The sequence below is a fragment of the Bradyrhizobium sp. USDA 376 genome (genome assembly GCF_054063675.1).
On the sequence record NZ_JBSSGN010000001.1, the window covers coordinates 1137211 to 1152636 of the forward strand.

At 65.3% G+C, this 15426-nt stretch carries 10 protein-coding genes and 1 pseudogene; 1 reads left to right on the top strand and 10 read right to left on the bottom strand.

From position 1 onward, the window contains the following. Window positions 1-32: 32 nt before the first annotated feature. The 8 genes and pseudogenes from ACVJ19_RS05245 to ACVJ19_RS05280 form a co-directional block, all read right to left on the bottom strand. Entirely contained in the window at window positions 33-374 is a 342-nt protein-coding gene (locus ACVJ19_RS05245; protein WP_453949960.1) for a c-type cytochrome, read from the bottom strand. A gap of 89 nt (window positions 375-463) precedes the next feature. Beyond that, a pseudogene (locus ACVJ19_RS05250) lies at window positions 464-2183 on the bottom strand (outer membrane protein assembly factor BamB family protein). Between the two features lie 393 nt (window positions 2184-2576). After that, window positions 2577-4235: a hydantoinase B/oxoprolinase family protein gene (locus ACVJ19_RS05255; RefSeq protein WP_453949958.1), complete on the bottom strand. Its 1659-nt coding sequence runs from the start codon at window positions 4233-4235 to the stop codon at window positions 2577-2579. 2 nt (window positions 4236-4237) lie between these two features. Then, window positions 4238-6322 (bottom strand): hydantoinase/oxoprolinase family protein, encoded by a 2085-nt coding sequence (locus ACVJ19_RS05260; RefSeq protein WP_453949956.1) that lies wholly within the window; start codon window positions 6320-6322, stop codon window positions 4238-4240. A 142-nt stretch (window positions 6323-6464) separates the two neighbouring features. Continuing rightward, window positions 6465-7286 (bottom strand): NAD-dependent protein deacetylase, encoded by an 822-nt coding sequence (locus ACVJ19_RS05265; protein WP_453949955.1) that lies wholly within the window; start codon window positions 7284-7286, stop codon window positions 6465-6467. A gap of 75 nt (window positions 7287-7361) precedes the next feature. Continuing rightward, the gene (locus ACVJ19_RS05270; protein WP_453949954.1) at window positions 7362-9161 is read right to left on the bottom strand and encodes a cation:proton antiporter domain-containing protein; all 1800 of its coding nucleotides are present in this window, start codon (window positions 9159-9161) and stop codon (window positions 7362-7364) included. Window positions 9162-9293: 132 nt separating this feature from the next. Then, window positions 9294-10130, bottom strand: coding sequence for an SDR family oxidoreductase (locus ACVJ19_RS05275; protein WP_453949953.1), 837 nt, complete (start codon window positions 10128-10130; stop codon window positions 9294-9296). 245 nt (window positions 10131-10375) lie between these two features. Then, on the bottom strand, window positions 10376-11695 hold the full coding sequence (locus ACVJ19_RS05280; RefSeq protein WP_453949952.1) for a solute carrier family 23 protein: 1320 nt from the start codon (window positions 11693-11695) through the stop codon (window positions 10376-10378). Window positions 11696-11820: 125 nt separating this feature from the next. Here ACVJ19_RS05280 and ACVJ19_RS05285 point away from each other — a divergent pair, with 125 nt between their 5' ends. After that, window positions 11821-13149 carry a dicarboxylate/amino acid:cation symporter gene (locus ACVJ19_RS05285; RefSeq protein WP_456739357.1) on the top strand — a complete coding sequence of 443 codons (1329 nt, stop codon included), beginning with the start codon at window positions 11821-11823 and terminating at the stop codon, window positions 13147-13149. A 141-nt stretch (window positions 13150-13290) separates the two neighbouring features. Here the strand turns inward: ACVJ19_RS05285 and ACVJ19_RS05290 are convergent, their stop codons facing one another. Both ACVJ19_RS05290 and ACVJ19_RS05295 read right to left on the bottom strand, forming a co-directional pair. Further along, the gene (locus tag ACVJ19_RS05290) at window positions 13291-14904 is read right to left on the bottom strand and encodes an ABC-F family ATP-binding cassette domain-containing protein (protein ID WP_453949951.1); all 1614 of its coding nucleotides are present in this window, start codon (window positions 14902-14904) and stop codon (window positions 13291-13293) included. Window positions 14905-15075: 171 nt separating this feature from the next. Next, complete coding sequence (locus tag ACVJ19_RS05295; protein WP_314962422.1) at window positions 15076-15423, bottom strand: RidA family protein; 348 nt, start codon at window positions 15421-15423, stop codon at window positions 15076-15078. Window positions 15424-15426 lie beyond the last annotated feature (3 nt).

Below are 15426 nucleotides of genomic sequence, written 5' to 3' on the forward strand. Positions count from 1 at the left end.
GATCGGGTCTTGATGAATCGGGTCCTGGCGGTTCAACCCTCGCGCGGCTTCAAGGCGCGGATGTATTTGAGGATCTGGTCGATCTGGGCGTCGGTGAAGGCGCCGTCGAATGCCGGCATCGCGCCCTGCTTGCCGTGCTTGATACGGCTGCGAAGGAAGTCGTCGTCGCGCGGCGAGTTCATCAGTTGCGGCCCCTTGCCGGGCGCCCGGCCGCCGTCGGAGTGACAGAAGCCGCAGGTCCCCGCGAACACCTGTTCGACCTCGAACGTCCCGTTCTCCGGCGCAGGCGTGGCGGATTGCCCTTGCGCCGTCACGGCGCACAGCAGCGAGGCGCCCAGTGCCGCAGGAATCGTCTTCAAATGCAGTCTCAACACGTCCGCTCCATTCCTGAAATCACGCACGGCCGCTTCGACCGGTCACGGAGGGGCCCAGCGCCCGCTCCATGACCGATGTTTGCGGCAGGCTATTTCAGGCTGAAGACGATGAGCGCGCCGTCGTCACGCGGCATGCTCTTGTAGACGCCGCCGAAGTTCGGCGCATATTCGTCCGCCAGCATGCCACCAAAGCCCGCTGTCACGGCGATATATTGCTTGCCGCCCGTGGAGTAGCTGACGATGCCGCCCTGGTGGCCGGTGCCATTGTTGTGCTTCCACAGCTCGGCCCCGGTTTCCGCATCGTAGGCGTGAAGGACGCCGCGGGAATCAGGCACGAACACCAGATTGCCGCCGGTCGACAGCACGCTCCCGAGCGGCGGCTCGGGGTAGCGAACCTCCCATTTCTTTGCCCCCGTGATGGGGTCGCGCGCGTCGAGGTGTCCATAGATCTCACCGCCCGGAGGCGGCGCCATCTTGAAATCGGCGCCGATGTTGAGCTGAACCTGCGGCGCGGTGACCGGCGTCGTCTTCTGGATATCGAGCGTCATGCACCATTCCTGGCCGATCTTGTAGTAGAGACCGGTCTTCGGGCTGTACGAGCCGGCGTTCCAGCTGATGCCGCCGCCAATGAACGGACACAGCGGCGGTTCGGTGACCTTTCCGACCGGGAAATCGCGACGGCCGATCAACGCGCCGGTCTTGGGATCGATATCCTTGACGAAGTTGATGTTCTCGACCAGCCGCCAGACGTTCTTCACGCCGAGATTGCGGTCGTAGACGAAGACGAAGCCGCCCTTGTTCGGATGAACCACGTATTTCTGGCCGTCTCGCTCGAGCATCACGAACTCGCCGACGGCGCTGTCGAAGTCCCAGGCATCGTGCGGGAGTTCCTGATGGTAGAATTTCAGCTTGCCGGAATCGATGTCGAGGCCGATCACCGAACTCGTGTAGAGATTGTCGCCGGGACGCGCGCCCTGCGTCTTGTAGTCGGCGCCCGACCAGTCGTAGAGCGGCGCCGGATTTGCGGTGCCCCACAGGATGGTGTTGGTCTCGGAATCGTAGGTGCCCGGCATCCAGCCGCCACCGCCGCCGGTGCGCCAGGAATCGTTGCCCCAGGTCTTCATGGCTTCGTCGGTACCCGCGACCGTCAGGAACTCCCACTTCTTCTTTCCGGTGGTGGCGTCAAGAGCGAAGATCGGGCCGCGGCCCGGCCATTCGCCGCCTTGCGCGCCGATGATCACGCTGCCCTTCGCGTAAAGCGGCGCGCCGGTGAAGCCGACCGTGAGCTTCTGCGAGTCGATCAGCCTGGTCTCCCAGAGGACTTTTCCGGTCTTCGCATCCAGCCCGAAGACACGACCATCCATCGTGCCGACGAAGACCTTGCCTTCGCCGAGAGCTACGCCGCGATTGTAGGGGAGAGTGGGTCTGCCGGCTGATGAGCGCTTCATCCAGTTCCGGAAAGAACGACCAGTTGACCTCGCCCGTCGCACCGTTCAGCGCGAAGACACGGCTGTAGGAACCCGAGTAGTACAGTACGCCGTCGGCGACGAGCGGCATCGACTGCAGGCCGCGCGTCGATCGTCCTGGAATGTGCATCCAGGCTACGCTCAGATTGCCGACGTTGTTCGCGTTGATCTGCGCGAGCGGGCTATAGTGATGGGATTTGTATGAACCGTGATAGGTGAGCCAGTCGTTCTGGCCGGCGGCCTCGATCCGGGCCGTATCCACGGCTTGGGCCAGCGCCGCCGACGCCGCGAATGCCGCAACGGCGAGAACAGGCAAGCCCGAGTTGAGCCACTGCTTCCTCATATGCACTTCCTCCCGCTTGGTGTTTATTGATTGCGTCTCGTGAACGCCGCTGCGAGGAATGTTTGCAGTTCAGTACGCGTCGACTGTCCTCCATCGGACATGAGCTGCCAACAGATGCCCCCTCTCTCGGCGCATGTCGCCAAGGGAGCCACGTTCACTGCCGTGATTGCTGTTGCACGTCTGCTCGCACAGCGTACGACGGATCACGAAACGTGCAAAGACGGAATGCGCGCGGGGGGCGAATTGGCGCGGGGGCAAATTGAAACGACAGCAGCGCTGACCGTTCGATCTCCACCGGACCGAAACGGCTATCCGTAAAGCATACGCGGCAGGATCGTGACGATGTCCGGCCGCAGCGTCAGCAGCAGCACGAAGCCGATCGGTGCGTTGGCGTCAACGCGCGTACCCGTAAACCTTGACCGCGTTCTCCGAAGACACGAGACCTCTCGCGATGTCGTCCTTGACGGCCGCACGATCGCGCTCCCCGGGATCACCGATGCCGGCGCCGCCGGGTGTCATCACCACCAGCCGGTCGTCCGGCGGCACCTGCTGAAAACCTTTGCCACGCAGCTTCTTGCCGGACTTGAGGCCGACATAGCCGGCCTCGCCGTTCTGGCCGCCATCGCGGCCGCGCGGCGGATGATCGATACGATCGAACGCCGCGAGGATGTCGAACGGCGCATCGACACCGCTGCCGACCTCGATGATCTGGCCGAGCCCGCCGCGGGTGCGCCCCGCGCCGCCGGAATCCGGACGCAGCTCCTTGCGCCAGAAGATCAGCGGCGTCTGCGTCTCCGCGATCTCGACCGGCGTGCCGCGCACGCCGCTGGGATAGGCGGTGGCGGAGAGGCCGTCCTTGCCGAAACGCGCGCCGGTGCCGCCATTGGAGGTCACCGCCATCGAGAACCCATAATTACCACCGGCGCCCGAGCGGGTCTCGCCGCGGACGACGAGATTCCATAGGCACGAAGTGCCCTCCGCCGGCACGCGCTCGGGAATGATCTGGCGCAGGCAGCCGAACACGACGTCGGGCAGCATCTGGCCGATGATGTGGCGCGAGGCGACCGGCGCCGGTTTCGGCGCATTGAGGATCGCACCCGCGGGCGCCGACACCGTCAGCGGCGAGAGCGAGCCGGCATTGTTGGGGATCTGCGCGGCGACGACGCAGCCGAGGCCGAACACGGTGTAGGCCGTGGTGTAGGACAGGGGCACGTTGATGCCGAATTTCGACGCGGCCGAGGTGCCGTCGAAATCGACGTGAATGCCCTTGTCCGAGATCGTCAGCGTCGCGGCCAGCGTGACCGGCGCGTCATAGCCGTCGACCACCATCGTATTGCGCCAGCTTCCCTTCGGCAGCTTTGCGATCTCGGCCAGCACCGCCTCGCGCGAGCGGTGGCAGATGTAATCGCCGAGCTCGTCGAGCGTGTCGATGCCGAACTCGGTCATCATCTCGACCAGGCGCTCGCAGCCGACGTCGTTGCAACCGGCCAGCGAATAGGTGTCGCCCTCGGTATCGATCGGCAGGCGCGTATTGGTGCGGATCATCGCCATCAGCGTCTCGTTGACGACGCCCTGGTCGATCAGCTTCAGCATGGGGATGTAGAGCCCCTCCATGAACACGTCGGTGGCATCAGGCCCGAACCCGATGCCGCCGATGTCCATCAGATGGCTGGTGCAGGAGAACAGCGCGACGACCTTGCCGTCCTTGAAGCACGGCGTGGTGACGACGAAGTCGTTGAGATGACCGGTGCCCATCCAGGGATCGTTGGTGATGTAGGCGTCGCCCTCCTTCATCGTCGCGATCGGGAAGTGATCGATGAAGTGCTTGACCGATTCCGCCATCGAGTTGACGTGGCCGGGCGTGCCGGTCACCGCCTGCGCCAGCATCCGCCCCTTGAGGTCGAACACGCCGGCCGAGAGGTCGCCGCATTCGCGCACGATCGGGCTGAACGCGGTGCGCAAAAGCACCTGCGCCTGCTCCTCGACCACGGCGATCAGCCGGTGCCACATGATCTGAAGGTCGATCAGGCTCGCGCCGCTTGCCTTGCTCATGATCAGGCCGCCTTTCGTTCCATGACGATGCTGCCGGCACCGTCGATATGCGCGTCAAAACTGGTGGAGACGAAGGTCGAGGTCTCGTCCTCCGCGATCACGGCGGGGCCCGCGATGGTCGCGCCCGGCGCCATGTCCTCGCGACGATAGAGCGGGATCTCGATCACCTCGCCGGCCCTGCCGTCGAAGAACTTGCGGCTGCCGGATGCCTTGGCCGCGGGCTTGCGCGCGACCGCCGCAACGGCCGGCGGATTACGCGCCTCGGTGGTGGCAAGCACCGACCAGCTCAACACCTCGATCGCCGCGCCCGGGATCGGACGCTCGAACATCGCCGAATAGTCGGTCTCGAAGTTCTGGCGCAGGCCGGCGAGATCGGCCGAGGTCAGCGGCCGGTTCGGCAGCTCGACGGTGATCTCGTGGCCCTGGCCGACATAGCGCATGAAGGCGGCGCGGCGCTCGCGCACCGGCGCGCCGGCAGCACCAGGTTCGACCAGCGCACGCGCCTCGTTCGCCATCTCCTGTAGGAGATCGGAGACAGCCTTGGTGTCGAAATCGTCGAGCCGGACGTGACGGCTGCGCACCAGCTCGTAGGCGATGGGGGCCGCCAAGAATCCGACCGCCGATCCGACGCCGGCATTCGACGGCACGATCACGCGGGAGACGCCGATCTTCTCGGCAACGCGCGCCGCATGCAGCGGCGCCGCACCGCCGAAGGCGATCAGCGTGTGCTGGCCGACCACGGCGCCGCGCTCGACCGCATGCACGCGCGCCGCGCTCGCCATGTTCTCGCAAACGACCTCGTGCACGGCATAGGCCGCGGTTTCCGCCGACAGGCCGAGCGCCTCGCCGACATCGCGCAGCAGCGCCTGTTTCGACAGCTCCGGGTCGAGCTTGATCGTGCCGCCCGCAAAGGCATCGGGATCGATCATGCCGAGCGCGACGTCCGCATCCGTCACGGCCGGACGCTGGCCGCCGCGACCGTAACAGGCGGGGCCCGGCTCCGACGAGGCACTCTCCGGGCCGACGGTAACGCGCTTCATCGCATCGACATGGGCGATCGAGCCGCCGCCTGCGCCGATCTCGACCATCTCGATCACGGGGATGCGCACCGGCAGGCCGGAGCCCTTGAGGAAGCGCGCGGCGCGATCGACCTCGAACACGCGCGAGGTCTCGGGCTGGTACTTTTCGATCAGGCAGATTTTTGCCGTGGTGCCGCCCATGTCGAAGGACAGCACCTTGCTCTCCCCTAGCCGTGCCGCGATCTGCGCCGCGAAGATTGCGCCGCCGGCAGGACCGGATTCGACGAGACGCACGGGAAAGCGCCGCGCCGTCTCGATCGAGGTGACGCCGCCGCCCGACGTGACGAGATAGATCGCGCCGCGAAACTGCTCGACCTGCAAGGCATCGGCCATGCGGGCGAGATAGCCGTCGATCAGCGGCTGCACATAGGCGTTGGCGACCGCCGTGGAGGTGCGCTCATATTCGCGGATCTCGGGGCACACGGCCGATGACACCGTCACCGAAATGCCCGGCATCTCTTCTGCAATGATCGCGGCCGCGCGGCGCTCGTGCTCGGGATTGGCATAGGAGTGCAGGAAGGCGATCGCGACGCTCTCGACGCCCAGCTCTTGCAATTTCGGCGCGAGTGCGCGCACCGAGGCTTCGTCCAGCGGGAGGCGGACGGTGCCGTGGGCGTCGATGCGCTCGGGTACGGTAAAGCGGAGGCTGCGCGGCGCCAGCGGCTTCGGCTTGTCGATGCTGAGATCGTACTGGTCGTAGCGGCTCTCGGTGCCGATATCGAGCACGTCGCGAAAGCCGTCGGTCGCGATCAGCGCCGTCCTGGCGCCGCGGCGCTCGATGATCGCGTTGGTCGCGAGCGTGGTGCCGTGAATGAAGACGTCGATATCGCTGATATGGGCGCGCGCATCGGCGAGGATGAGACGCATGCCGTCCAGCACCGCCTGCTCGGGGCGCTGCGGCGTGGTCAGCACCTTGCGCGTCTTGCGCACCTCGCCCACGTCCAGCACGATGTCGGTGAACGTGCCACCGATATCCACGGCAAGCCGCACCTCGGCTCCCTCAAGCATTCCAAATTCTCCGTGCTGATCGTCAAGACAGGGTCCAAAAAACGCAGCAATTTCCGTGCCATGAGGCATGCCGGCAACGCTGTTCCCGGCCATTCTGCGCGGCACCTGTGCAATAGGCAAGGCGTGTTCGGCGCCTGCGCGATCAGAGCAGGAATGCAAGCGCCGCTTCGCAGCGCTCCTCGACCTTCAGCGTCAGGAGATCGTCGGCGCGGGTACGCCCGAGATTGACCGCGGCGATCGGAATCTGCCGTTTCGCGGCCGCCTGCACGAAGCGAAATCCGGAATAGACCATCAATGACGAACCGACGATCAGCATGGCGTCGGCCTGCGCCAGATGGTCCTGCGCCGCGGCGACCACGTCGCGCGGCACGTTCTCGCCGAAGAACACCACGTCGGGCTTGAGGATGCCGCCGCAGGCTTCGCAAGGAGGTACCTTGAACGACGAGAACTCCGCGTGCTCCAGATCGGCGTCGCCGTCCGGCGCATCGGCGGCATCGAGCGTCAACCACTCCGCGTTCACGCGGCCGAGCGCATCCTGGAATTCGCTCCGCGGCGTCTTCGTCCCGCAGCCCATGCAGCGGACGAGATCGAGCCGGCCATGCAAATCGATCACCTGCCGGTGGCCGGCGGATTGATGCAACCGGTCGACGTTCTGGGTCAGCAGCATGCCGCAGCGGCCATCCGCTTCGAGCCGGGCCAGCGCGCGGTGCGCATCGTTCGGCTTCGCCTGGCCGAACCGCCGCCAGCCGATCAGGCTGCGCGCCCAATAGCGCTGGCGCGTGGGCTCGTCCGACATGAAGGCCTGGAAATTGACCGGCTGGGTCCGCTTCCAGTTGCCGTTTCTGTCGCGGTAATCGGGAATGCCCGAATTGGTGCTGCAGCCGGCGCCGGTCAGCACGAACAGATTTTCGTGCCGGCCGACGAAATCCTGGAGCGGAGGGTTTGCAAGCGATGCATTCGTCATGGCGCAAATGTAGTTCGTGCGGGCGTGTTTCGCCAGATCACGACAGTCCGCAGCGCACGGCCGCCGGGCTGGCGGCTATCGCGGGGACCGGCGCCCCGTGCGATCGAGCGGACGAGGCTTCTCTTGTCCTGCCTTGCGAGCGGCTTGCTGCAGCGTCAGCCGAAATTCGTCCCGCTTCTCGTGCACCGAGGCGATCGCTTGCCCGGCCGCGACTCCGAGGCCGACCAGCGCGGCTTCGGAAAGCTGCAAGCTTGCCTCGATGGTTTCCGGCACCGCATCGGTTGCGCCGATCGCATAGAGGTGGCGGGCATGATCGGCGTCCCTCGCGCGTGAAACGATCAGCACATCCGGTCGCACCGCGCGGATTCGCTCGACGACGGCATCGATCGCTGTTCGCGACTGGATGGTGATGATCACTCCGGTCGTCTGCATCAGGCCGCAAGCTTCGAGGAAGCCCGGTTCCGTGGCATCACCGAAGTAGACCTTGTGACCGTCGCGGCGGTCGCGCGCCACGCTGACGGCCTCATGATCGACCGCGATGTAGTCCAGGCCATGGCTGGTCAGCAGCGAACAGACGACTTTTCCAACGCGGCCGTAGCCGACCACGATGGCTTGCGCCCGGTCGCCGGGTGGCCGAACCGCCAGTTCGGGATCGGGCGTGCGCTCGGGACCCAGCTTCGCGGCCAATCGTCGTCCGAGCATGCCCAGAAGCGGCGTCAATGCCATCGTCACGGCGGTGATGGCGACAGCAAAGCTCGACACGCGAGGCTCGATCAGCCCGCCGGCCGCCGCCATTCCGATGCTGACGAACGCGAATTCGCCGACGGGGCCCAGCAGGAATCCGATCTCGATTGCCGCCGGCCATGAGAGCCTGAAGAGGCGGCCCAGGATGATGAGCACGATCGCCTTGCCGGCGAGAATGCCGATCACGGCGGCCAGCAGCCAACCAGGCTCGCGCATGAACACACGGAAGTCGATGGCCATGCCGACGGTGAAGAAGAAGATGCCGAGCAGCAGGCCCTTGAACGGCTCGACGGCGGCCTCGATGGCCTTGCCATACTCCGTTTCCGCGAGCATCAGTCCTGCAACGAATGCTCCGAGCGCCATCGACAGACCGGCCTGGTGCGCGGCAAGCCCCGCGCCGACGATGACGAACAAGGTCGCAGCGACAAACAACTCCGTCGAATGGGTGCCGGCAACCATCTGGAAGAGCGGACGCATCAGCAGCCGTCCGAGCAGCGTGAGGACAGCGACCGCCAGCGCGGCCTTTAGGACCGCGCTGGAGATGTGCGCCACAACGGAGCCGCCGCTGCCTGCGCCGAGCACCGAGACGAATACCAGAATGGGCACCACTGCAAGGTCCTGGGCCAGCAGCACCGAGAAGCTGGCGCGCCCGGCAGTGGTGGAAAGCCGCCTCTCAGCGGACAGCAGCTCGAGCACGATCGCCGTCGAGGACAGCGCAAGGCTCGCGCCGAGGATGACGGCCGTATCGGAGCCCTGCCCGGCGAGAAGCGTCGCGCCGAAAATCATGGCGGACGTCGCCAGCACCTGCAGGCCGCCAAGCCCGAACACCAGCCGCCGCATCGTGACGAGCCGGCGGAAAGACAGCTCGAGCCCGATCAGAAATAGCAGGAACACGATGCCGAGATTGGCAATCCCCTCGACGTTCTGCGCGTCCGTGACCGTGAACCAGTACAGGAACGGGAGGTCCTTTACGACCGAGCCGAGCCCGAGCGGACCGAGAATGGCGCCGGCACCGAGATAGCCCAGCACGGGATTGATGCCCCAACGGCGGACAATCGGCACCACGACGCCGGCCGTCCCGAGGACCACCAGCGCGTCGCTGTAGGCATTGATGTTGATGGTTGTGGTCACGAGCCCGTCATGTGTCGGCGCCTGCCAATACCGGCAGCGTCGTTCACGGTCGATAGCACACGGCGCCGCAGTCTCCCAACCGGCCCTGCCCGTCTATCCCCGCGCGGGGCACGCGTGGTCCGAAGCTGACGTTCAGCTCGCCCAATTCTCGCGAAACTCCGGAAACAGCGTCACACCTCCGCAGGCATAGATGGTCTGCCCGGTGATATAGCTGGCATCATCCGAGGCGAGGAAGGCGAACACGGCGGCGATCTCCTCCGGCGTGCCGACGCGGCCCATGGGAATGTGGCTGGTGACGACTGCGCGCTTTTCGGGATCCCCGGTCCAGGCTGCGTTGATCGGCGTGTCGATCGCGCCGGGACCGACCGCATTGACGCGGATGCCGCGACCGGCGAACTCCAGCGCCAGCGTCCGCGTCAGACCGGCCATACCACTCTTGCTGATGGAATACGCGAGATAGCCCGGCTTCGGGATGATCTGGTGGACGCTGGAGCAGTTGATGATGCTGCCGCCTCCGCCGCGCGCGACGAAATGCGCCAGCGCCTTCTGCGCGCAGAGCACCGCGCCGTTGAGATTGACGTCGATGATGCGGCGATAGGTTTCGACGTCGAGCGCATCGCTCGGCGATTCCCGCTGGAAGCCGGCATTGTTGACGAGACAGTCGAGGCGCTTGAAGCGCGCCAAAACCGTCTCGAACATCGCGGCGATCTCCTGCTCATTGCCGACGTCGGCCTTGACGATGATGTGATCGAGCCTGCCGTGGCCACGGTCGCTCGATGCCGATCGCGCCAGGGCGAGCGTCTCCTCGGCCCTCCCAGGGTGATCGAAATAGTTGATGGCGACAGTCGCGCCCTCCTGCGCCAGCCGGATGGCGACGGCGCGGCCGATGCCTTGCGAGGCGCCGGTCACGAGGGCGTATTGGCCGACGAGGCGGGAGGGAAAAGAGGTTGAGCGTTCGGTTTGCGGCATGTGTTCTCTCCGGGATGCGTCATCATGGATGGAACCGCCGTTTTGTTCCATCCCGCTGACGCAGTGCTGCTAGGCGGGCTAAAGCCCCATTCTCCGCCGTCATCGCCCGCCTTGTGCGCGCTTGCGCACTGGGGCGGGCGATCCAGTACGCCGTGACGCTCGTGATCGAACCGAAAAGCTGCGGCGTACTGGATGCCCCGCCTTCGCGGGGCATGACGCTCGTATGTGTGGCGCATTGCTGGGATTCACTCCGCGCGCCGCGCCAGCGGCGAGGTCAGAATCTGGTAGAGGATGATCGCGCCGAAGGTCGCGGTGCCGATCCCGCCGATCGTGAATGCGCCGAATTTGAGCGTGAGGTCGCCGGCGCCCGCGGTCAGCGCCACGGCGACGGTGATGAGATTCGCAGGGTTTGCGAAGTCGACCTTGTTCTCGACCCAGATCCGGCCCGCCATCGCCGCAATCAATCCGAACAGCACGATCGAGAGGCCGCCGATGACGGGACCCGGGATCGACAGGATCAGCGCGCCGAATTTCGGCGAGAAGCCGAGCAGGATCGACACCGCGGCCGCAAACGCAAACAGCAGGGTCGAGTAGACCTTCGTCGCCGCCATGACGCCGATGTTCTCGGCATAGGTGGTGACGCCGGTGCCGCCGCCGCAGGCCGCCACGATCGTCGCGAGGCTGTCGGCGAACAGGGCACGGCCGAGATACGCATCGAGGCTCCGGCCCGTCATGGCGCCGACGGCCTTGATGTGCCCGAGGTTCTCGGCGACGAGAATGACCGCAACCGGCGCAATCAGAAAGATTGCATCGGCCTGAAAGGTCGGCGTCGTGAAGTTCGGCAGGCCGAGCCACGGCGCGGCCGCAAGCTGGGCGAAGTCGATCGGCTTGCCGAAGCCAAGGCCATTCGCGAACAGCAGGTACAGGAGATATCCGCCGATCGCGCCGAGGATGATCGGCAGGCGGCGCCACAGGCCTGGAGCCGCCACGGCAACTACGCCGATGATCAGAACGGTCGCGAGCCCGATCCAGGTGTCGAACGCATTGGCGCTCACCGCCTTGACCGCCACCGGCGCAAGGTTGAGGCCGATCGCGGCGACGACAGCACCGGTGACGGCCGGCGGCAGCAGCCTTTCGATCCAGCCGACACCGGACCACATCACGATCAGCGAAATCAGGCCGTACAGTACGCCGGCCCCGATGATGCCGCCGAGCGCAACGGAGATGTTCGGGTTCGGCCCCTGCCCGGCATAGCCGGTGGCCGCGATGACGACGGCGATGAAGGCGAAGCTCGAGCCGAGATAGCTCGGCACGCGTCCGGCGACGATGACGAAGAAGATCAGCGTGCCGACGCCGGAGAACAGGACCGCAACATTGGGATCGAACCCCATCAGCAGCGGCGCGATGATCGTAGCGCCCGACATCGCAACGCAATGCTGGAGACCGGAGATGATGGTCTGGCCCCATGACAGCCGCTCCTCCGGCATGATCACGCCCGACGTCTTGAGTTTCCAACGTGGAAAATAGCCCTGTGCCTGCTCGTCCGAGCCTGTTGCGATCGTCATGTTTCCCCCAGTTGCGGTGCAACGATCGATGTTCGTGCGATCCGACAAAAATGTGATTGTCGCTTCTGCGGCGCCCATCACATGATGCAAATCATGCAAGATCAATACGTTCCAGGGCTCACTTTATGACACAGATTGCGATCCAGCCAGCCGTCCACCGCCGGCACCAGCCCTGGTACAAGATCCTTTACGTCCAGGTGCTGATCGCGATCGTGCTCGGCGTGCTCATCGGCTATTTCTATCCCGATCTCGGCAAGGCCTTGAAGCCGCTCGGCGACGGCTTCATCGCGCTGATCAAGATGATGATCGCGCCTGTCATCTTCTGCACCGTGGTGCACGGCATCTCCTCGATGGGCGATCTCAAGCGGGTCGGCCGGGTCGGGCTGAAGTCGCTGATCTATTTCGAGACGGTCTCGACCGTCGCGCTCGCAGTCGGTCTGCTGGTCGGCGAGATCCTCCAGCCCGGACACGGCTTCAACATCGACCCCGCGACGATCGACCCGAGCTCGGTCGCGACCTACGTCACCAAGGCCAAGGAAGAGGGCATCGTCGCCCATCTGATGGCGATCATTCCCGACAGCTATCTCGGCGCGATCGCGCGCGGCGACCTGCTCCAGGTGCTGCTGATCTCGATTCTGTCAGGCTTCGCCATCGCCTTCCTCGGCAAGGCCGGCGAGCCCATTGCGGAGGCGATCGACAAGGCGGCCAAGATGTTCTTCGGCATCATCCGCATCATCGTGCGGGTCGCGCCGATCGGCGCCTTCGGCGCGATGGCGTTCACCGTCGGCGCCTACGGCCTTGGCTCGCTGCTCAATCTCGCCGCCCTGATCGGCACGTTCTATCTGACCAGCATCCTGTTCGTGCTGATCGTGCTCGGTGCGATCGCGCGGCTCGCCGGCTTCTCGATCCTGCGCTTCATCGCCTACATCAAGGACGAGCTCCTGATCGTGCTCGGCACCTCATCCTCGGAGACGGTGCTGCCGCAGATGATCCAGAAGATGGAGCACCTCGGCGCCTCGCGCTCGGTGGTCGGCCTCGTGATCCCGACCGGCTACAGCTTCAACCTCGACGGCACCAACATCTACATGACGCTGGCGACGCTGTTTTTGGCACAGGCGACCAACACCCATCTCACCATCTGGCAGGAGCTCGGCATTTTGGGCATCGCCATGATCACCTCCAAGGGCGCCTCCGGCGTGACCGGCGCCGGCTTCATCACGCTCGCCGCGACGCTATCGATCGTCCCTGACATCCCGATCCAGTCGATCGCGATCCTGGTCGGCATCGACAAGTTCATGAGCGAGTGCCGCGCGCTGACCAATCTGATCGGCAATGGCGTCGCCTGCGTCGTCATCAGCATCTCCGAAGGCGAGCTCGACCGCGAGGCGCTGCACGAGACCATGGCGCATCCGCTGGAGATCGGTGAGGCGCTGGAGCCGGGCGGCAACGCATGAGGCCACAACAGTCCGGTTCCGCCGCGGTAGTTTCCCGGAGTAGAAATTTGGCGCGATACGCGTCACAACAGTGGTGTTGGGATCACTGATTGATAGTTATTTTTCCACCCGACGCGCTGGGGGCAGCGCGTCGGGTTTTTATTATTCGGATGACGGGCCTTTGGAATCACCTTCGGCGGCGAGATCAAGCCGCCACGTAATTCCGATCGCCTGCAAGAATGCCTCGTCATGACTGACGACAAGCAACGCGCCGTCATATGCTCTCAAGCCTGCTTCAACGGCCTCGATGGACTCGATGTCCAGATGGTTGGTCGGCTCGTCCAGGATCAGCAGAGACGGCGGCATTTGCCCGCCCAGCACACAGGCAAGGCCGGCGCGAAACATCTGCCCGCCGCTGAGATGTCCGACGATCTGCAAGGCAGCATCGGCGCGAAACATGAACCGCGCCAGCGCGGCATGGCATTCATTCGCGCCCGCCTTCGGATTGAGACGTCCAAAATTCTCCAGGATCGAGATCGCGGGATCGAGCAGGCTGACCTTCTGGTCGAACAACGCGAAGTCCGGCCTGACCCTCACGGTGCCCGAGAGCGGGCGCAGCTCGCCCGCGACGAGTTTAAGCAGCGTCGTCTTGCCGGAACCATTCGGGCCGACCAGCGCGACCCGTTCCGGTCCGACAATGGCAAGTGAAAGATCGCGCAAGACCGGCCGCTCCGGCCGATAGCCCGCGCTGATCCGGTCGAGCGAAAGCACCTCCCTGCCCGCCGGCAGGCCAGTCGCAGGCAGCTTGACCGACAGCGGCTGGAGAATCTCGATGCGCCGGCGCGCCGTATCGATAGCCTCGAGCGCCTCTGCACGCCGCCGCTCGGCGATCAGCGCGGCCTTGCCGCCGGTGTCTTCGCTGCGATCCCTGCGCGCGCCGGCGAGGATGCGTGGCATGTCGCCCTTGGCTCGCTTCTTCTTCCCACCACTGTCCTTGCGCGCTTTCCTCTCGGCTGCCTCCTGCGCCTTGTCGTCGATCTCGGACAGGCGCTTTTCGGCATGCGCGAGGTCGTGCCTCACGGCCGCGAGCTCGACGGCCTTCTGTGCGCGAAAACTGCTCCAATTGCCGCCGTATCGCGTGGCGCCGAGCGACGTCAGCTCGACGATCGCATCCATCGTATCGAGCAGATCCCGATCGTGGCTGACGACGATCGCTCCGCCGCGCCAGGCGGCGAGGAGATCGGTCACGGCCTTGCGTCCGTCCCGGTCGAGATTGTTCGTGGGCTCGTCCAGCAGGAGGAAGTCGGGCTCGGCGAACACCAGCGCCGCGAGGCGAACCCGCGTGATCTGGCCGCCGGACAGGCAGGCGAGCTCCGTATCGGGAGCCAGATCGAACCCGACCCGCGCCAGGGCTGCCTCGAGCCGCGCTTCGAGCGTCCAGTCGATCGCAGCGATGTCGTCGGCTGAGGCATCGCCCCGCTCGGCGCGGCGCAGCAGCTCCAGCGCCGGCCGCACACCGAACAGATCGGCCACGGTCGCGCCGTTGAGGATCTGCACGTCCTGGCGCAGCAGGCCGATGGTGCCGTTGACCAGAACGCGCCCGGATTGGGGGGCATGTTCCCCTGAGATCGACGCAAGCAACGTCGTCTTGCCGACGCCGTTACGGCCGACGAGACCGATCCGCTCGGCCGCGAATGTCAGATCAATGTTGGAGAGAACAGGACGGCCGTCAGGCGTGGACAGCGACAGGTTCGACAGGATGATTGAAGCAGGCATGGAATTCCCCGGGGGCAAGGCGGATGAGCGTTGCGGTCGGGGTGAAATCCATGGCTGCGAATATCCTGGTTGAGGAACTCCTTAAGTAGTCCCATCGAAGGGCGAGATCAAGGCACGGCGCGAGGAGACAACAGCGCGAGAGGCGCTGTCGTCCTTCGTCGCCGTGCGCGATCAACCCTTGAGCGCGGTGACCACCACCTCGATCAGTGCGCCGCCGCCGAGATCGGCGACGCCGACGGTCGCGCGGGTCGGCAGATTGTCGCCGAAGAACTCGGTCCAGGCCGCATCCATCTCCTTCTTCCTGGAGAGATCCGTGACGAAGATCGAGGCGCTGACGACGCGGCTCTTGTCGGTGCCGGCCTCCTTCAGATAGCCGGCGATCTTGCCGAGGATGTTGCGGGTCTGGTCGCCCATGGAAACGCTGGTGTCGTCGGCGATGGTGCCGCCGACGAAGACGAAGCCGTTGGCTTCGACCGCGCGGTGCATGATGGGCGTGCGGATGCTGCGGGTGATGCTCATGAT

What these genes read in the sequence shown, in the direction of transcription:
- ACVJ19_RS05255 (WP_453949958.1), bottom strand. Translation starts at nt 4,235, where the DNA reads ATGAGCAAGGCAAGCGGCGCGAGCCTGATCGACCTTCAGATCATGTGG.
- ACVJ19_RS05260 (WP_453949956.1), bottom strand. Translation starts at nt 6,322, where the DNA reads ATGCTTGAGGGAGCCGAGGTGCGGCTTGCCGTGGATATCGGTGGCACG.
- ACVJ19_RS05265 (WP_453949955.1), bottom strand. Translation starts at nt 7,286, where the DNA reads ATGACGAATGCATCGCTTGCAAACCCTCCGCTCCAGGATTTCGTCGGC.
- ACVJ19_RS05275 (WP_453949953.1), bottom strand. Translation starts at nt 10,130, where the DNA reads ATGCCGCAAACCGAACGCTCAACCTCTTTTCCCTCCCGCCTCGTCGGC.
- ACVJ19_RS05280 (WP_453949952.1), bottom strand. Translation starts at nt 11,695, where the DNA reads ATGACGATCGCAACAGGCTCGGACGAGCAGGCACAGGGCTATTTTCCA.
- ACVJ19_RS05285 (WP_456739357.1), top strand. Translation starts at nt 11,821, where the DNA reads ATGACACAGATTGCGATCCAGCCAGCCGTCCACCGCCGGCACCAGCCC.
- ACVJ19_RS05290 (WP_453949951.1), bottom strand. Translation starts at nt 14,904, where the DNA reads ATGCCTGCTTCAATCATCCTGTCGAACCTGTCGCTGTCCACGCCTGAC.
- ACVJ19_RS05295 (WP_314962422.1), bottom strand. Translation starts at nt 15,423, where the DNA reads ATGAGCATCACCCGCAGCATCCGCACGCCCATCATGCACCGCGCGGTC.